Below are 17,406 nucleotides of genomic sequence, written 5' to 3'. Positions count from 1 at the left end.
TTATTCTTACGCTAAAATAAACTTAATATTTTAACACATTTAACTGTAATAAAAATTTTAATATTAAAAGATCAGTCAAAAATTAATCTTTTTTTTCACACAACCCTTTATATCATGTTTGGGGCTGTTGACACCCTAATTAAAACACTAAAACTGTCTCTTTATTTTGCAAACTGATTTAGTTTTATAATTTTACAGCTATAAATACTATTTTATGAGTGAATCCGTGCTAAAATTAAAAAATGTTACAATTTTTCAGCGAGAAACAGCAGTCCTTTCTGATGTTTCCTTGGAAATATTAAAAGGTGATTTTGTGTATCTTATCGGAAAAACAGGTTCAGGAAAAAGTAGTTTTCTTAAAACGCTTTACGGGGATTTAGCTTTAGTACAAGGCGAAGGAGAAATAGTGAATTTTAAGCTTAATGGTTTACAGGAAAAGGAAATACCTTTTTTAAGAAGAAAACTTGGTGTAGTATTTCAAGATTTTAAATTACTTAACGATCGTACTGTAAATAATAATTTAACATTTGTTTTAAAAGCCACTGGCTGGAAAGAAAAGGATAAAATTGAAAATCGGATTAAAGAAGTGCTTACCAAAGTAGGTATGGAATCGAAAGGTACTATTTATCCTTATCAACTTTCAGGAGGAGAACAGCAGCGCGTGGCTATTGCCCGTGCCTTACTAAATGATCCTGAACTTATTTTAGCCGATGAACCCACAGGAAATTTGGATCCACAAACTTCACTGGAAGTGATGGCGTTATTAAAAGAAATTAATGCAAATGGAAATACTATTTTAATGGCCACTCACGATTATGCTTTATTACTAAAATACCCGTCTAAAACTTTAAAATGCGAAAACCATAAAATTTTTGAAGTAGTGCAACGGAAGAGTTAATTATCCAATTAAGCATACAAAAAATCTTTTTTTTCGAATTAAAAAAGGAGATAAAATTAAAAGTGGCAATAAACTAATTAAAGCATTACTAAAAAAAACATCCATAATTAATGCTATAGAAATATGTAGTGATAATAACAATACTCCCCAAACCACATGAAGTTTTGCTTTAAAGAAAATAATTACAGAGGTAAATTCAATTAAAATACCTAACCACAAAAGTAAGCACCCTAAAAATTCATTTTCAATAAGAAAATTACCAAAAAAAGTAGGAGTATCATATCTGTATTGATATTGCAAAAGCCTTGTCATAGCATTGGTTGAAAAAATTCCATTCTCCCCTTGAATTATATGTAAAAACCCTCTTAATATTTTCCAAAAGCCTGCAAAACTGTAAGTTGTTAACAGCGCAAAAACCGATGAAGCAAAGATGATCTTATTAACATATATCTTGGATTCCTCTTTAAAATTTAGAAAACTAAAGAAAAACAATGGTATTAAAATTGTATGTAAAGAATGATTAATTTTTCCTGCCGAATTGAAAAGCGCAAACAACATGAAACAACTTAAAAAAAGTAATATTCTTACTAATCTTGATTTAAAATTAAAAACAGCTAATAAATTGATTAAGAAACTTACAATAATTAAAACCGATATCCACGGTACTTTAGGTAAATAATCTACAAAAAATACAGGCCAAAGCGCATCTGAAATGTTTTTATCTAAATAATTATTTAAATAAAAAATAAATTCAACATTTAACGATAAGAGTAAACAATAAAAAACCTTTACACTTAAATTTATATTGTTATTAATTTTTTGAACGTCTCCTTTAAACAAACCATCTTTTACAAATGCATACTTCCAGAACCAATGTTCTTTTAATAACTCTTCTTTCATAAATAATTATTTACTAATAAAAATTCTATTTTTTATGTAGCCTAACGTGTCTTTTTTAGAATTTTCATCTATTAAATAAAATATGCTGACTCGGTTTTCAGGAATATACTTTAATATGTATTTAAAAGTGGGATCAAAACAAGGTTTATTCATACAATTTTTTAACTTTTTAAGCAAAAATCGTGATTCGCTGATATAAATTTCATCTTTGGTTAAATCATAAAAAGAAATAGGTTTCGAAAAAGTGGTATCCTCTTTTTTATAAATATCAATAAAATCTCTTTCAATTTTTTGAGGAACTGTAACGTAAAGCCCCCAATGAAAAAAAGGAAAAAACTCTCCTTTTGGAGCATATAATTTTCCTAATGCAGCCAAAGTATAGTACAATAAACAAACTATAAAAATAAAATTTATATAAAAAAAGTTTTTCATTTTTTATATACGTGCGGATTCTCTACAATCCCTTTTTTAAAAATTTTTCTAATTTGCATTCTGGCAAAAGAATCTACCATTAGTAATTTGTCCCTAAATTTTTGTTCTGGCCGCCCCCTAAAGGTAGTTACATGAAATTTAGCATTTTTAGTAATTGGTGTTGCAGAAAAATAATAATTGGAAACACAACAACGAACACCAGGACGAGTAACTTTTTCAACTGAATGCCAAGAATTAGCATGAGTTGCCATAACAACTAATCTATTAAATTTGGCATGAATTTTAGTAGGTTTATTTTTTACCCCTTCAGGCCATAACTCCAAATTACCGCCATAAGATTCCTTCCAATCAGGAGTAACGTAATACAACAAATTAAGTACCCTCCAAAAATTTCGATCTTTGTCATGTGAGTTATCCAGATGTGGATTTAAAAAATTACCTTCTCTCATCATTGATATACCTCCTGCGTATAAATTTTCATCGGGCTGCAAATTACTAAGACCGCAAATTTTTTCAATTTTAGTTACTATTTGGGGTTGCTGAAAAGCGTAAATAACCTCTTCCAATAAGTTGTCATAACGATCCATTTGTGCTGCAACATACTTATGCTCCTTTAAACTTTTTTTTAAAGTTGTCTGGGTTTCTTTTGGGAAAACATCAAAAATGTTTGTTGCTAAATCCAAAGGAAAAAGATCATCTACGTAAAAAAAAGGAATTCTATTTACATTAGCCTTATATTGTAATTTTAAAAAATTTGAATGTTCATCTAATTTATTTAATAAAATTTGCTCTATTTCTTTTCTGTCGTACATTTGATAGAAAGTAAAAGTTTTTAATAAGACAATTTACATTTTTTTTTGATGGTATCCATTCTTATTCCTGTTTTCAACTATTCGCTTAAGGACTTGTTATTTTTTTTAACTTCAGAAATGAAGCTCTCAAATAAAAAATACGAAATAATTATTCTTGATGATTGTTCAACTAACCAAAAAATTGAGCGCCATAATAAAAAAACTATGTGTAGAAAATAATTGCAAATACTACACAAATAGTACGAACAAAGGTAGAACTGAAACTAGACAACTACTTGCAAATTATGCCAAATATGACTGGATTTTATTTTTAGATGCTGATGTCATTCCAACAGAAACGAATTTTCTAGAAAACTACATGAATTTTATACTCAATGATAATTTTGACATTTATCTGGGAGGTATAGCCTATAAAGACAAAGCTCCTGAATTTTCTAAAATTTTGAGATGGAAATACGGAAGGTATAAAGAAACTAAGTCATCAAAATCAAGAAATAAAAAACCATACCGAACAATTGTTTCTGCCAATTTACTTATAAGAAAGGCAATTTTCAAAAACGTTAATAAAAACTTAGTTGGAAATCATTACGGATATGACAATGTTTTCTCTTTAAAGGTTAAAGAAAAAAAATATAAAATTTTACATATTGATAATCTCGTTTTTCATTTAGGTTTAGAAACAAATGCTGTTTATTTACGAAAAAAAGAACAGTCTGCAGAAACAATTTATATGCTTTACAGCAAAAATCTGATTAACTCAGGAGACAATGGTTTGCTCAAAGCATATGAAACAATTAGAAGATTTAAACTTGAAAAAATTATTGTGATAATTTTTTCAAAATCAAAAAAACTCTTGAAACAAAACATACTAGGCAACCGACCTAGTTTACTATTTCTGGACTTTTACAGATTAGGTTATTTTTGTAAAATTAAATATGGTGATAAGTGAATCCAAACACCCCTTTTTTTTCAATAATTATTCCGCTATTTAACAAAGAGCTTTATATAAAAAAAACATTAGATTCTGTTTTTAAGCAAACCGTACAAGATTACGAAATAATTATTGTAAATGATGGTTCAACAGATGATAGCTTAAAATTATGTAAAGAATACAATGTTGATAATATGCTTATTATTGACCAAAAAAATCAAGGAGCTCCAATTGCAAGAAATAATGGTATTACTAAGGCAGCAGGAAAATATATTGCTTTTTTAGACGCTGATGACTTTTGGCATCAAAATCACTTACAAGAATTTAAAAATTCAATCGATTTGTATGAAAACGAAAGTATTTTTTGCAATAATTATGAAATTAACTTTTCTGCCAAAAAAAATAAGAAAACATCCTTTAGTAATTTTAATGAAAATAAGAATCAAATAGTATTCATTGAAGATTATTTTAAAAATAGTTTATACAATGATATTGCTTGGACTTCCGCTGTTTGTGTAAAAAAATCAACTTTGCTCTCAGGCTATTATTTTGACTCCGAAATAATCTCTGGTCATGATACCGATTTATGGATTAGACTTGCGCTGCGTTATAATTTTGTTTTTAATAAAACTGTTACTGCAATTCACAATAAATATATCCTGAATAGTCTTTCCAAAACTAATCATTCAGACTCCAGGTTCAAAGTGACTCAAAAGTATTTAATTGAAGAAAGCAAACACTTTTTCTTAAAAAAATACATGGATCAAAACAGATTTGCAATTGCACTACAGTATAAGCTAAATGGCAATTCAAAAAAACTAACTATACTTAAAAATCAAATCTTATCAAATAACCTAAATTGGAAACAAACAATAGCTTTACAATTACCTACAAGTCTGTTAAAGTATGTTTTAAAAGCAAAATCTATACTAATGAGAATGAATATTTATTTGTCAATTTTTAAATAAACAGGAAGCTTGCTGTTATTTACACTTCTTAAAAGCCATGAAATCCCTAATATAATCTGACTCATCATACACTTCGGAAGCTAACACTAAACAAACTGCTCCGGATGAAAAATTTTCCAACTCTCGCCAAATTCCAGGACAAATTAACAAGCCTTTATTAGGCTTATTTAGGGTGAAAGTTTTTTTGGAATATCCATCATTTAAAACAACATCAAAACTACCACATAATGGAATTAAAAATTGGTACAACTCTTTGTGCGCGTGCCCTCCTCTTTTGGCATCACTTGGTACATCGTAAAGGTAATACACTCTTTTTGATTCAAAAGGAATTACATTTTTTTCAATTACAGACAAACTACCGCGTGCATCTTGGCCTTCTATTTTTTTTAACTCTATAATATAGCAATCAGTAACTTTAGTATCTCTCATAGTTCTTTTAACAATTCGTTCCATTTTTGAGCAATATACTTTGTATCAAAAAACCTTACGCTGTCTTTTGTACCTTCAACGCATTTATTATAAAAATCTTTGTCTGTAATCATTTTGTTTAACGCTTTACTAAAGTCATCAGTTTTCTTTTTTGTGACCAAAATTCCGTTTTTCCCAGTTTCAATAATTTCTGATGGACCAGACACATAATCTAAAGTAACTACAGGAACTCCTAATGTTAACGACTCTATCAATGTCATAGGAAAACCTTCATAATTACTTGTCATAACCGTAAACAGTGAATGCTTTACATATGGCATTGGATTGGGAATAAAACCTTTAAAAATAACTTTGTCTGCAATATTGAGTTCAATGGCTTTTTCTTTTAACTCATTTTCATCTGGCCCTTGCCCTACAAGCATTAAATTGATATTTAATTTAGGTAAACTTGACTTTGAAAATGCTTTCAACAAAAAAAGCAAATTTTTACTCTTATTTTCAAACCTACCATAAAATAAAATGTATATACTCTCATGTACTTCTAATGCCTTATTACTTAACTCTGTTATTCTGGCTTTAGAGACTGGATAATAAATTGTTCTAATTTTATTAAAATTAAAAGTCTCTCTAACAATTACCTCCGCTTTTTTAGAAACTGTTATTAAATTATCATTTTTGTACAAATAGTTTGATTTCCATTTAGAAGAAGGGAAACTTTTTTCCAAATTAGAATTATGAATCATTCTAATCAAAGGCTTTTTTTTAAAAATTAACAAATTGAAGATCAATTCTTTTAAAAAAGTGGGACGTGTCCTTCCATCCAAAATAACATCAAAATTTTCTTTTTTGAACAATTGATAGGCATCAAAAAACTTTGCCGATTTCCTACCTAAAACAGTCTTAAAATCTTTTCCTTTTGCTAATGCATGATATTTCCCTCCATAATCAAACTCCGGCTCATCAATTACAGAAATTAAAGTTACCTCGTGTCCTAAATCTTCACAAATTTTTGAAATTGTTCCTGTTGATCTTTCTGCACCTCCTCTAGAAAGAGAAATTACTATTACTGCTATTTTTAGTTTAGTCGGTTTTATTTCAACCATCAATTTATTATTATTATTTTGCACTAATATATCGAAATATTAGATTAAATATTTCATTTACTCTTATGCTAATTTGCTTTTAAACTTTGAATTTGAATACTGAAACTCATACTTGTTCACTTTTAATTGATAATGAACTCTTTTCATTTGATGTTGTGGGAGCTTTTTTTATTGGAGAATCCGAAACTCTTTATAAATCAAAAGGAAATATTCTTGAAAAAACTGACTGGGAAAAAGAAGGTTATAAGATAGTTTCTATTTTTGATGATAACGAAATGACCTCCCTTATAACTTCTGTAAAAGAAAACATTTTTAAAGGCTTACAATTAGCTGGTGCTGAAGTTTCTAAAAAGCAGTTTAAAATTGAAGATTATCATAAATATATAACTAATGATGATCAGCATTTAAAAGTAATTCATCATACGCGTAGTTTAACAAACAAAGATTTTAAGGTAGATTTTGAAAATTTAGCACTCAAATTCAGCGAACACACCAACACAAAATTAACATCATACATAAAAGAACTTAAAAGTTCACATATCCAAATTAGAATCAGCAGACCGAATAGTCTGGATATTAACCCTCCTCACCGAGACGGTTACTTAAGTTATTGGAAAAATATTTTAAATGTATGGATACCCATTGCTGGTTGTAATAAGAATTCTTCTTTACCACTTATACCTGAAAGTCATTTAATTCCTGAAAATAAAATCATTAGAACTAATTCCAAAGGTGCTTATATTAATGGAAATCAATATTACGTTCCATGTATTATAAAAACTACTGATGGTGATTTCAAAATGATTAGACCCAATCCTAAAGAGAAAGAAGCATTAATTTTTTCTCCTTTTTTAATTCACGGCGCTGCCGTTAATAAAAATAAAAATATTACCAGAGTGGCTCTGGAACTAAGATTTGACAAAAAAGAAGCTTGATGAACATACTTTTAGTGGGGGAATATAGTGGGTTTCATAATTCATTGAAAAAAGGATTAATGAATCTTGGACATGATGTAACCATTTTTGCACATGGCGATGGCTTCAAAAAATACCCGGTAGACATAGCTTTAGATATTCAAAAATTTAAAAATAATAGACCTCTTAATTTTATAAAGAATGTAATTTTTAGATTTACAGGTTTAGATATTTCAATGTTTGAACTTAGGATGAAATTCAAAAAAAAAATAAAATTAATTGAGCAATACGACGCAGTTCAATTCATCAATAGCATCCCGTTTTTAGCAACTCCAAAAACTGAAAAATTTATATTTAAAAATATTACTAAACATAACAAAAACTGTTATTTGCACGGTGGTAGTATGGAGGTACCTTGGGTAGATTACATGCTGCATCAACATAAAGGTTTTTCAAGTTTTACTCCTTATCTAAAAAATAAAAACCTAAAAAAAGAATTTCAATACGCTTTAAAGTATACAAAGCCCGACTTTATAAAATATTACCAATTTTTTTCAAAAAATATAAAAGGAATTATACCCAGCGATATCGACTATGAAATTGTTTATCGCAATACTTCAAAAGCTTTAAACATGATTCCTACGCCTATTGACTTGTCTAAACTTCAATTTAGCCCTTTAAACATCAAAAATAAAATTAATATTTTTTGTGGCATCAATACCAACAACCAGCATGCTAAAGGTATTTCTTATTTTTTAAAAGCACTAAAAACTATACAGCAAAAATACCCTGATAAGGTCGTCGTTAAAATAACGAGAAACCTTCCTTATGATGCTTACATGAAAGTTTACAATGAATCTCACATTCTATTGGATCAATGTTTGAGCTACGACCAAGGATATAACGGACGCGAAGCTATGGGCCGAGGCAAAGTTGTTTTTAGTGGCGCCAACGATGATTTTAAAAGTTATTACAAACTTACTGAAGCAACTATGCCTTTGGTTGAAGCAAAACCTGATGTTGATTATTTGGTTCACAAACTATCCGAACTTATTGAAAATCCTGAATTAATGCTTCAAATTTCCTACAGAGCTCGAAAATTTATTGAAAAACATCATGAATGCACAGCTGTTGCCAAACAATATTTAAAAGCATGGGGCTTATAATTCTGGTAAAACCTTTTTGTATAAGTTTTTTTATAACTTGTTAATCACTTGTCTAATAGACACTAGGTTCGTCAATAAACTTTTCAAGTAATCTAAATGCAGCATATTAGCGCCGTCACTTTTAGCATTTGAAGGATCAAAATGAGTTTCAATAAATAATCCATCTACACCTGTAGCAATCCCAGCTCTGGCAATGGTTTCAATCATATCGGGTCTGCCACCTGTAACTCCGCTCGTTTGATTAGGCTGCTGTAAAGAATGTGTTACATCAAGTACCGTAGTTCCAAATTGTTTCATGGTTGGAATGCCCCTAAAATCAACTACCATATCTTGATAGCCAAACATAGTACCCCGATCAGTAATCATAGCATTTTCATTGCCACTATCATATACTTTTTTCACGGCGTGCTGCATAGCTTCGGGACTCATAAACTGTCCTTTTTTTAAGTTTACTGTTTTTCCAGTTTTGGCTGCTGCGACTACTAAATCTGTTTGACGCACTAAAAACGCTGGAATTTGTAAAACATCCACATATTCTGCCGCTTTAGCGGCATCTTCATTAGTATGGATATCAGTCACCGTTGGTACATTAAAAGTTTCACTAACTTTTCGTAAAATTTTAAGTGCTTTTTTATCTCCGATACCCGTAAAACTATCCACCCTACTCCTATTGGCTTTTTTAAAAGATCCCTTAAAAACGTAAGGAATTTTCAAATCAGAAGTAATTTTAACTACTTTTTCAGCAATTCTCAATGCCATTTCCTCTCCTTCTATAGCGCATGGTCCTGCTAATAAGAAAAAATTATTACTAGTTAAATTTTTAATTTTAGGAATATTGTTCAGCTGCATTATTATAAGATTTTCACAAAAGTAATTGAATAAAAATTATAAATACCCATTTATTAATTTATTTAAAATAGAGACAACAACCCGCTGTTTATGCCCCTAAAAAATAAAATTTAACATTATTACACATCTCTAAACACTCTTATTTTTACAACTACTATCAAGTCATTTTATAAAATTTATTAATATTCACTTACAAGCTAATAACAAAAACGCTTCACTTTCCAGTAATTAATCAAATAAACGTACCTTTGCGCCAAATTTTAGCATCAATAAATTAGCTTTTATGAGTAATACGATTAAAAACATAGCCATTATTGCACACGTTGACCACGGTAAGACTACTTTGGTTGATAAAATTATGTATCACTGTCAATTATTTCGTGAAAATGAAAATACAGGAGATTTAATTCTTGATAATAATGACTTAGAACGTGAGCGAGGTATTACAATTACTTCAAAAAATGTTTCTGTAACTTATAAAGGAACTAAAATTAATATTATTGATACTCCTGGTCACGCCGATTTTGGTGGAGAGGTTGAACGTGTACTTAATATGGCCGATGGTGTGCTTTTATTAGTGGATGCTTTTGAGGGGCCTATGCCTCAAACTCGATTTGTACTTCAAAAAGCCATTGATCTTGGATTGAAACCCTGCGTTGTAGTTAATAAAGTAGATAAAGAAAACTGTACGCCTGATGAGGTACATGAAAAAGTTTTCGACTTAATGTTTGAACTTGGTGCCGAAGAATGGCAACTTGATTTTCCTACTGTTTATGGTTCAGCCAAAAACAATTGGATGAGTACCGACTGGAAAAATCAAACTGAAAACATTGAACCATTGTTAGATATGGTTTTAGAACATATTCCTGCTCCTAAATTTGATGAAGGGACTACACAATTACTGATAACTTCATTAGACTTTTCATCCTTTACGGGAAGAATTGCTATCGGTCGTTTACAAAGAGGTAACCTAAAAGAAGGACAACAAGTATCACTTGTAAAACGGGATGGATCTATTATTAAATCAAAAATAAAAGAATTACATAGCTTCGAAGGCTTAGGTCGTAAAAAAGTTTCTGAAGTGCAAGTAGGTGACATTTGTGCATTAGTAGGTCTTGAAGGATTTGATATTGGCGATACTGTTGCTGATGTTGAAAACCCTGAGGCACTACAAACGATTGCCATTGATGAACCTACAATGAGTATGTTGTTTACCATTAACGATTCTCCGTTTTTTGGAAAGGATGGTAAATTTGTAACGTCTCGACACATTAAAGACCGTTTAACAAAAGAATTAGAAAAAAACTTAGCACTTAGAGTAAACGAAACTGATAGTGCCGATAAATTTTTAGTTTTTGGTCGTGGTGTATTGCACCTTTCGGTACTTATCGAAACCATGCGTAGAGAAGGTTATGAATTACAAATTGGGCAACCTCAGGTAATCATTAAAGAAATTGATGGCGTAAAATGTGAACCTGTTGAAGAGTTGACTATTGATTTACCTGAAAACGTTTCGGGTAAGGCTGTGGAAATGGTAACATTAAGAAAAGGGGAATTACTGAGTATGGAAACCAAAGGCGATCGTATGATTTGCGAATTTGTAATCCCATCACGAGGAATTATCGGTTTACGTAATCAATTATTAACTGCTACTGCTGGGGAAGCAATTATGTCACACCGATTTACTGAATACCAACCAATGCGAGGAGGAATTCCAGAACGTCAGAATGGTTCTTTAGTATCTATGGAACTTGGTAAAGCGATCCCTTATTCTATCGACAAATTACAAGATAGAGGGCGTTTCTTTGTAGATCCAGGTGAGGATATTTATGAAGGTCAAGTCATTGGTGAAAACTCACGTGGCGATGACATGACAGTCAATATTACTAAAACTAAGAAATTATCAAACGTACGTTCTTCTGGAGCCGATGACAAAGCTAAAATTGTACCTGCAATTAAGTTTTCATTGGAAGAAGCTTTGGAATTTATACAAAAAGACGAATATGTTGAAGTAACTCCTAATTTTTTAAGATTAAGAAAAATATATTTGACAGAAAATGAACGTAAGCGTAATAAAATCGCATAAATTTTATTGCCAATACTAAAAATTAAAAAAAGGTGTTATACATACAAAGTATAGCACCTTTTTTTTGTGCGAACTAAACAAACCTAAACTATATTATGAATAAATTATTTTCAACTCTATTATCATTTTTACTACTATTAACAATCTCATCTTGTTCAAGCGATGATGCAGGAACCCCAATTACACCTGAAATTGACCTAGTCGATGAAAATTTGGTAGGTGATTGGAATTTAGTCGATTTTGAGGTAACTAATGGAACCGCTGAAATAGCGGGATTCACCGTTAATTTTACAGTAGAGGGATCTGAATTTGATACTACTGCCTTATTTGCAACAAATCCAAACACAGTAAACTTTGAGGGAACTTTTAAAGCAACAACAAATTTTACAGCACCTGCTGGAATTCCACTTCCTGATTCCATCCAAACACAAAGAGAAGACACTTTTGAGTCTGAAAAAATATTAGGTGAAACTTCGGAAATAAACAATTGGTCAATAAATGATGGAAATACAGTTATTGCCGGTTCTCAAGCAAAAATTATCAAATTTACTGCCGATGAAGTTCAATACGAATTGGATATAGATCAAACTGATTTTGTTACTATTATTGAAGAAGGATTTGATCTGAACGGTTTTACAGCAACTAATCCAAAAGGGCAGATTGTTGTTACTTTGGAAAGAAAGTAACTATACACTAGTATTTACCCAATGTTAAGACAGAAATTAATAAATATATTTAGTCATAACATATTTAGATCATAAAGATTTTGACATTGGGTAAAGCTTGATGAATAAAAAATTTATTTAGTTGATTTTTTTACGATACAAAAACAACTAATACCAATTGGGTAAGAGATTACTTTCAGTAATTTATTTTCAGTAAAAAGAATAAAATAAAAGAGCTTATTGAAAATCGAAAGCTTATTATTTAAAGATACAATTGAATTTTCTTTATTAGAAAATTTACTAAATAATCTTACTACTGCTATTGGGAAAAATAAAATAAAATTCCAGTATCCTGACTTAACAATATCAAAACCGTTAGCAGCAAGTTTTCCCGACAACTCATTCTTGGTATACCTCCGATAATGCATATTCAATTCATCATGATGACTCCATAAAAACTGAAATGCAGGAACAAAAACATAAAGTATTCCGTGATCTTTCAACAAGCCTCTCCAGCACTTTAAAGCCTTTTCTTCATCGGCTAAATGTTCCAAACAATCCGAAGAAATGATAATATCGAATTTTTTTTCTAAAGCTATATGTTGTGCATCCATTATAAAAACGTTTTGCAAACCGTCAGCTTGAGCTTTATGAATTGCCTCTTCACTAATATCAATACCGTAAATTCTGTTTTTATCGAACCCAGCCTTTATTAGATCCTTAATAAAAATTCCAGAAGAACAACCTATATCTAAAATAGTACTATCTATGGGCAAAGAATTTAAAAGCTGTAGAATAAATTTTCTCCTGGCAATAAACCAAAAGTGTTTTTTTTCATATTCATGATACTTTTTTTCAAAAATTTTATCCATAAAAATTATTCACTAAAATTACCTAGTACAGCTCATGATCAATAACGTATAAGGAATATTCAATAGTTGATTCCACCTTATTAAAATACTCCTTAACTAGTTTTTCGTATTCAAATTAATAACAAAAATATTCCCCCACGATCTTTATATAAAAAAACTTATCAATTTTATTTTGGTTTTCAACATAGCAGCCGTCAAGAGTTACAAACTACCATCAACTTTTAATGCTTTTACTGCTGTTCGCAACAAATTTTTCAGTTCATCATCATTAAGATGATGCAGCACACCCGATGCAATTACTAAATCATAAGTACCTAATTTATTCAAAGAAAACTCATCAACTTCAGAACAAATAAAAGTACTCCTGTTTTTATATTTTATCTTGCCTTATTAATATGTCCCTGACTCATTTCGTACCCAAAATAATCAACTTCAAGGAAAAAATCTAAGATATAGCCTAAACCACAACCTATATCAAGTATTTTAGTTCCTTTTTTTTCATTTAAATAATTATTTGCAAATAATTCCCTAGCGCTATAGCTTTCAACTAAACGTTGATAATTATTATAAAAATGGAAAGCCCAAAATGGATCTTAAGTCGAAACTTAATTTACGCATCCTTTTATTTGTATTGTTAAATTTACTATTGTTGCAAATTTTCTGAATGCTAAAAATAATTCAATTTTATAATTAATATTAGTTAATTTAGTCTTTTGTTTATATCAAAATTTAATGATTGCAAGTAAGAAAGAAGCGTCCAAAAAAAAATTTTAGTTACTATTCTAGTTATTATTTTAGGACAAATATTATTAGCCTTTCAAGGTTTTGATGTTAGTGATGATGGCTTTGTTTTAACTTTTTATCAGCAGATTTTTAATGATCCTGCAAGTGTTGAATATAATTTCAATTATTATTTGGGTGGATTTGTGGGTGGTTTATGGAATAGCTTCTTCTCCTCTTGGGGCGTTCTTGGTTTTCGCTTTCTTGCAATCATAGTCAATACGTTAACTTTTATTGTTTCTTACAAAATTTTAAAAAATTACCTCAGTCAAACTTTTTTACTAATTAGTTTGTCAATGATTCTATTTATAAATGATTTCGGTTTTTTAACATTTTATCACAATCAACTGACTGCATTATTGGTTGTCACAGCTGTGTATTTTTTACATAAAGGATTAATTGAAAATAAACTAATCTACTATTTAATTTCAGGTTGTATTTTAGCCATTAATGTATTTGCCCGTATACCCAATATTACCTTATTTATTTTAGTTGCAGTAATTCCTTATAAATATTACCTGGAGCAACAAAAGCTTATAAAATCTTTTAAACCCATTCTATTTTTTTCAATTGGAATAATATCAGGTTTTATTTTAATAGTGCTATTATTATGGAAGAATGATCATTTGAGCATTATGATAGATTCATTGCTATCTCTTGTATCTGTAGGTATAGAAAAAGACAGCAGTCATAATGCAGGTAGACTTGTAAGAGTATTTAAAATTAACCAAAATCAAATTATTTCAATTACAGCTAGACTAGCTTGCTTTTTAATATTTTGTTTTTTATTCCGAAAAAGATTTTACAATCTTAAACCCATTGTAAAAAAAATACTTTGGGTCTTTCCTTTTTTGTTTTTATCCCTAATTTTCGTTAGTAAAAATTTACTTATTTTATATGGTTTAAGCTATTTAGCTACATTGAGTATTCTTTTTACGAAAAATTTGAAAGCAGCATTGAAGCTAATAACTTTTGCTGCTCTTTTAGTATTATTTATTCTACCTTTAGGCAGTGCTGGTGGAGTTAACAACAGTGGTTATATATCTATTTGGCTAGCTTTTCCTTTCTTTTTTGAATTTATATTTATCTATAAGCCTCGCATAACAAACTATATTTCTATTGCTACTTTAAAAAATTGGCTGTTGCTATTTATTTGTTCATATTTTATGGTAAGAATGTACAAATTATCAAAAGAAGCTTATTTTGATGAAGGCAATAGGCTACACAAAACTTATGTTATTAATAGTAAATTCACTAAAGGTATTTACACCACAAAAAAAAGAGCTAAAATTATTAACGACATCGTAGCAGAAACCAAAAAATATACTAAACCTAACGACCACCTGCTAATTTTTGATAATTTTGCTATGCTACATTACTTGACTGAAACCAAACCTTATGTGTACAATCCATGGGTTCAAATATATGACGGATATACTTTTACGCAAAAATTAAACCAAGCAAGTAAAGAAATTGAAAAATTACCAATTATTGTGCAACAAAAATTTGATGCTACTTTCCGATTTGGAACTCCAGATCCTGATTTTTTAAAAGAATCTCATAATAAAGAAAAAGTAAATAAGTATTATAACCTACAAAGAACCAAAGCATTTAATCAATTTATAAAAAAAAATGAATATAAAATTGTTTGGTACAATGATTATTTTAACATTTATAAATCCTTAAAATAATATTGGTAAAGAAATTGATGCACGAGACAAATATAAAACATATTGACATCTCTATAATTGTTCCCATATTGAACGAAGAAAACAATTTATTTCAGCTCCACAGCAGACTTAAAAGTGTTTTAAATAAAATTAATAAAGTTTACGAAATAATATTTGTTAATGATGGCAGCACTGATAATTCATTTAATATTTTAAAAGAACAATCATTTGATTGTTCTAAAACATATTACATTAATCTTAGTAGAAATTTTGGACATCAAATAGCTGTTTCTGCTGGTTTGGAATATTGCAACGGCAACTGCGCTGTAATTATCGATGGAGATTTACAAGATCCTCCCGAAGTGATTGAACAACTTTACAACGAATATTCTAAAGGCTTTCATGTTGTATATGCAAAAAGAATTAAAAGAGAAGGCGAAACTTTTTTAAAAAAAATTACAGCTAAATGGTTTTATAGAATTCTTGACAAAATGGTTCCTTTCCAAATTCCTTTAGATACAGGCGACTTTAGAATACTTGACAGAAAGCTTATAAATGCACTAAACAAAATGCCTGAGCAAAACAAATTTATAAGGGGGCAAGTAGCCTGGCTCGGCTTTAAAAGTAGCGAAATTTTATACGAAAGAAATAAAAGAGAACATGGAAAATCAGGTTATTCCTATTCTAAGATGATGATTTTAGCTGTAGATGCCATCACTGGTTTTTCCGACAAACCATTAAGGTTAGTTAGTCGAATAGGTTTTTTAATCTCTTTATTGTCTTTTTTTGTTATTCTATTCGCAATTTTTTCTCATTTTATATTAAAGCAAACCATTACTGGATGGACTTCATTAATAATCAGCTCAATGTTCTTAGGAGGCATACAGCTATTTTCAATAGGAATCATTTGTGAATACTTAGCTCGAATTAACCGAGACGTAAAAAATAGGCCTTTATATATTATAGATGAAACTAATATTAACTAAAACATAAAAGGCCGGTGAATTATATCATAAAAAAATACCAATCAACAGATTACAACATCTGGAATTCATTCATTTCAAAGGCAAAAAACAGCACATTTTTATTTCATAGAGATTTTATGGATTATCACAGTGACCGTTTTTATGATCACTCGCTAATGGTGTATTCTAAAAATAATTTAGTAGCTGTTTTACCTGCTAACGAAAAAAATCGGGTTTTATATTCACATCAAGGTCTTACCTACGGAGGGCTGCTGCTTTTAAAAAGTATGGGTGTTATCAAAATAGAAGCTATTTTTTTAGCTATAGTACACTATTTAAAAAACAAAAAATTTAAAGCTTTTGAATTAAAATCCCTACCATTATTTTATCACAAAATACCCTCATTTGAATTAGAACCACTATTACACAAACTAGGTGCTCAACTTACGCGCAGAGAACAAAATCTAGCAATAGATTACTCCACATCAGTAAAAATTCATAAAACCAAATTAAAACACTACAAAAAAAACTTAAACTTAGGTTTTAAAATTCAAGAAACTACTTCTTTCCATTTATTTTGGGGACAAATTTTGGAACCTCGTTTGGCAGAAAAACATAAAACTAAACCGGTGCATTCCATCCATGAAATCACATTATTGAAAAAAAAATTTCCTGAAAACATAGTCCAGTATAATATTTATTTATACGACGAAATCTTAGCAGGTATCACTATCTTTAAAACAAATAATGTTGTCAAATCCCAATATGGAGCAACATCAAAAAATGGGGAAAAGTACAGAGCTTTAGATTTTTTGTTTATTCATTTGATTGAAAAATTTAAAGAAGAAGGTTATCGCTACTTTGATATGGGCACAGTAGTAGGTAATATGAGTTTATTAAAGCAGAAAGAAGAATTGGGTTGTAATCAGTACCTTCAAGATTATTATTGCTTAGAATTACATTAAT

Annotated in this window: 19 protein-coding genes; 11 read left to right on the top strand and 8 right to left on the bottom strand. The window is 29.6% G+C overall.

Features of this window, described 5'->3' with window-relative positions; all coding sequences use genetic code 11:
* Nucleotides 1–214 precede the first annotated feature (214 nt).
* Nucleotides 215–898 (top strand): cell division ATP-binding protein FtsE, encoded by a 684-nt coding sequence (locus tag GMC_RS0111815; RefSeq protein WP_010522326.1) that lies wholly within the window; start codon nt 215–217, stop codon nt 896–898.
* Here the strand turns inward: GMC_RS0111815 and GMC_RS0111810 are convergent, their stop codons facing one another.
* From GMC_RS0111810 to GMC_RS0111800, 3 genes are read right to left on the bottom strand one after another with little or no spacing between them, the layout of a single operon-like run.
* Nucleotides 899–1,798 (bottom strand): hypothetical protein, encoded by a 900-nt coding sequence (locus tag GMC_RS0111810; RefSeq protein WP_010522325.1) that lies wholly within the window; start codon nt 1,796–1,798, stop codon nt 899–901.
* A 6-nt stretch (nt 1,799–1,804) separates the two neighbouring features.
* Nucleotides 1,805–2,230: a hypothetical protein gene (locus GMC_RS0111805; protein WP_010522324.1), complete on the bottom strand. Its 426-nt coding sequence runs from the start codon at nt 2,228–2,230 to the stop codon at nt 1,805–1,807.
* Entirely contained in the window at nt 2,227–3,042 is an 816-nt protein-coding gene (locus tag GMC_RS0111800) for a 2OG-Fe(II) oxygenase (protein WP_010522323.1), read from the bottom strand. The genes GMC_RS0111805 and GMC_RS0111800 overlap by 4 nt, the downstream gene beginning before the upstream one ends.
* A gap of 48 nt (nt 3,043–3,090) precedes the next feature.
* Here GMC_RS0111800 and GMC_RS23010 point away from each other — a divergent pair, with 48 nt between their 5' ends.
* The 3 genes from GMC_RS23010 to GMC_RS0111790 are packed head-to-tail and all read left to right on the top strand — an operon-like array spanning nt 3,091 to nt 4,941.
* Nucleotides 3,091–3,261 (top strand): glycosyltransferase, encoded by a 171-nt coding sequence (locus GMC_RS23010; protein ID WP_138940617.1) that lies wholly within the window; start codon nt 3,091–3,093, stop codon nt 3,259–3,261.
* On the top strand, nt 3,200–3,991 hold the full coding sequence (locus GMC_RS0111795; protein ID WP_010522322.1) for a glycosyltransferase: 792 nt from the start codon (nt 3,200–3,202) through the stop codon (nt 3,989–3,991). The genes GMC_RS23010 and GMC_RS0111795 overlap by 62 nt, the downstream gene beginning before the upstream one ends.
* Nucleotides 3,988–4,941, top strand: coding sequence for a glycosyltransferase family 2 protein (locus GMC_RS0111790; RefSeq protein WP_010522321.1), 954 nt, complete (start codon nt 3,988–3,990; stop codon nt 4,939–4,941). The genes GMC_RS0111795 and GMC_RS0111790 overlap by 4 nt, the downstream gene beginning before the upstream one ends.
* A 15-nt stretch (nt 4,942–4,956) precedes the next feature.
* Here the strand turns inward: GMC_RS0111790 and GMC_RS0111785 are convergent, their stop codons facing one another.
* Both GMC_RS0111785 and GMC_RS0111780 read right to left on the bottom strand, forming a co-directional pair.
* Nucleotides 4,957–5,370 (bottom strand): sugar 3,4-ketoisomerase, encoded by a 414-nt coding sequence (locus GMC_RS0111785; RefSeq protein WP_010522320.1) that lies wholly within the window; start codon nt 5,368–5,370, stop codon nt 4,957–4,959.
* On the bottom strand, nt 5,367–6,473 hold the full coding sequence (locus GMC_RS0111780; RefSeq protein WP_010522319.1) for a glycosyltransferase: 1,107 nt from the start codon (nt 6,471–6,473) through the stop codon (nt 5,367–5,369). Before GMC_RS0111780 ends, GMC_RS0111785 begins: the two co-directional genes overlap by 4 nt.
* A gap of 92 nt (nt 6,474–6,565) precedes the next feature.
* On the opposite strand from GMC_RS0111780, the gene GMC_RS0111775 reads away from it, so the two are divergent.
* Nucleotides 6,566–7,408 carry a phytanoyl-CoA dioxygenase family protein gene (locus tag GMC_RS0111775; RefSeq protein ID WP_010522318.1) on the top strand — a complete coding sequence of 281 codons (843 nt, stop codon included), beginning with the start codon at nt 6,566–6,568 and terminating at the stop codon, nt 7,406–7,408.
* Nucleotides 7,408–8,553 carry a glycosyltransferase family protein gene (locus GMC_RS0111770; protein ID WP_010522317.1) on the top strand — a complete coding sequence of 382 codons (1,146 nt, stop codon included), beginning with the start codon at nt 7,408–7,410 and terminating at the stop codon, nt 8,551–8,553. The genes GMC_RS0111775 and GMC_RS0111770 overlap by 1 nt, the downstream gene beginning before the upstream one ends.
* 30 nt (nt 8,554–8,583) lie before the next feature.
* Here GMC_RS0111770 and kdsA read toward each other — a convergent pair whose 3' ends face one another.
* The gene (gene kdsA, locus GMC_RS0111765) at nt 8,584–9,402 is read right to left on the bottom strand and encodes a 3-deoxy-8-phosphooctulonate synthase (RefSeq protein WP_010522316.1); all 819 of its coding nucleotides are present in this window, start codon (nt 9,400–9,402) and stop codon (nt 8,584–8,586) included.
* A 283-nt stretch (nt 9,403–9,685) separates the two neighbouring features.
* On the opposite strand from kdsA, the gene typA reads away from it, so the two are divergent.
* Nucleotides 9,686–11,488, top strand: a complete 1,803-nt coding sequence (typA, locus tag GMC_RS0111760) for a translational GTPase TypA (RefSeq protein ID WP_010522315.1) — start codon at nt 9,686–9,688, stop codon at nt 11,486–11,488.
* 95 nt (nt 11,489–11,583) lie between these two features.
* Complete coding sequence (locus tag GMC_RS0111755; protein WP_010522314.1) at nt 11,584–12,174, top strand: hypothetical protein; 591 nt, start codon at nt 11,584–11,586, stop codon at nt 12,172–12,174.
* 113 nt (nt 12,175–12,287) lie between these two features.
* Here the strand turns inward: GMC_RS0111755 and GMC_RS0111750 are convergent, their stop codons facing one another.
* The gene (locus GMC_RS0111750; RefSeq protein ID WP_010522313.1) at nt 12,288–13,025 is read right to left on the bottom strand and encodes a class I SAM-dependent methyltransferase; all 738 of its coding nucleotides are present in this window, start codon (nt 13,023–13,025) and stop codon (nt 12,288–12,290) included.
* 201 nt (nt 13,026–13,226) lie between these two features.
* Nucleotides 13,227–13,406 carry a class I SAM-dependent methyltransferase gene (locus tag GMC_RS21315; protein ID WP_094766288.1) on the bottom strand — a complete coding sequence of 60 codons (180 nt, stop codon included), beginning with the start codon at nt 13,404–13,406 and terminating at the stop codon, nt 13,227–13,229.
* Between the two features lie 695 nt (nt 13,407–14,101).
* On the opposite strand from GMC_RS21315, the gene GMC_RS0111740 reads away from it, so the two are divergent.
* The 3 genes from GMC_RS0111740 to GMC_RS0111730 are packed head-to-tail and all read left to right on the top strand — an operon-like array spanning nt 14,102 to nt 17,405.
* Complete coding sequence (locus GMC_RS0111740; RefSeq protein ID WP_010522311.1) at nt 14,102–15,496, top strand: hypothetical protein; 1,395 nt, start codon at nt 14,102–14,104, stop codon at nt 15,494–15,496.
* Nucleotides 15,497–15,513: 17 nt separating this feature from the next.
* Complete coding sequence (locus tag GMC_RS0111735) at nt 15,514–16,461, top strand: glycosyltransferase family 2 protein (protein WP_010522310.1); 948 nt, start codon at nt 15,514–15,516, stop codon at nt 16,459–16,461.
* 14 nt (nt 16,462–16,475) lie between these two features.
* Nucleotides 16,476–17,405 (top strand): GNAT family N-acetyltransferase, encoded by a 930-nt coding sequence (locus GMC_RS0111730; protein WP_010522309.1) that lies wholly within the window; start codon nt 16,476–16,478, stop codon nt 17,403–17,405.
* Nucleotide 17,406: the final 1 nt, after the last annotated feature.

It is taken from the genome of Aquimarina agarivorans, from assembly GCF_000218485.1.
In the GTDB taxonomy this organism is placed as follows: Bacteria; Bacteroidota; Bacteroidia; order Flavobacteriales; family Flavobacteriaceae; genus Aquimarina; species Aquimarina agarivorans.
Note: the sequence above shows the minus strand (reverse complement) of the source record. Positions and strands in the feature narration are given on the sequence as shown.

Excerpts from the sequence above, each read along its gene's own strand:
- GMC_RS0111815 (WP_010522326.1), top strand. The coding sequence starts at position 215 with ATGAGTGAATCCGTGCTAAAATTAAAAAATGTTACAATTTTTCAGCGA.
- GMC_RS0111810 (WP_010522325.1), bottom strand. The coding sequence starts at position 1,798 with ATGAAAGAAGAGTTATTAAAAGAACATTGGTTCTGGAAGTATGCATTT.
- GMC_RS0111805 (WP_010522324.1), bottom strand. The coding sequence starts at position 2,230 with ATGAAAAACTTTTTTTATATAAATTTTATTTTTATAGTTTGTTTATTG.
- GMC_RS0111800 (WP_010522323.1), bottom strand. The coding sequence starts at position 3,042 with ATGTACGACAGAAAAGAAATAGAGCAAATTTTATTAAATAAATTAGAT.
- GMC_RS23010 (WP_138940617.1), top strand. The coding sequence starts at position 3,091 with ATGGTATCCATTCTTATTCCTGTTTTCAACTATTCGCTTAAGGACTTG.
- GMC_RS0111795 (WP_010522322.1), top strand. The coding sequence starts at position 3,200 with ATGATTGTTCAACTAACCAAAAAATTGAGCGCCATAATAAAAAAACTA.
- GMC_RS0111785 (WP_010522320.1), bottom strand. The coding sequence starts at position 5,370 with ATGAGAGATACTAAAGTTACTGATTGCTATATTATAGAGTTAAAAAAA.
- GMC_RS0111780 (WP_010522319.1), bottom strand. The coding sequence starts at position 6,473 with ATGGTTGAAATAAAACCGACTAAACTAAAAATAGCAGTAATAGTAATT.
- GMC_RS0111770 (WP_010522317.1), top strand. The coding sequence starts at position 7,408 with ATGAACATACTTTTAGTGGGGGAATATAGTGGGTTTCATAATTCATTG.
- kdsA (WP_010522316.1), bottom strand. The coding sequence starts at position 9,402 with ATGCAGCTGAACAATATTCCTAAAATTAAAAATTTAACTAGTAATAAT.
- typA (WP_010522315.1), top strand. The coding sequence starts at position 9,686 with ATGAGTAATACGATTAAAAACATAGCCATTATTGCACACGTTGACCAC.
- GMC_RS0111755 (WP_010522314.1), top strand. The coding sequence starts at position 11,584 with ATGAATAAATTATTTTCAACTCTATTATCATTTTTACTACTATTAACA.
- GMC_RS0111750 (WP_010522313.1), bottom strand. The coding sequence starts at position 13,025 with ATGGATAAAATTTTTGAAAAAAAGTATCATGAATATGAAAAAAAACAC.
- GMC_RS0111740 (WP_010522311.1), top strand. The coding sequence starts at position 14,102 with ATGATTCTATTTATAAATGATTTCGGTTTTTTAACATTTTATCACAAT.
- GMC_RS0111735 (WP_010522310.1), top strand. The coding sequence starts at position 15,514 with ATGCACGAGACAAATATAAAACATATTGACATCTCTATAATTGTTCCC.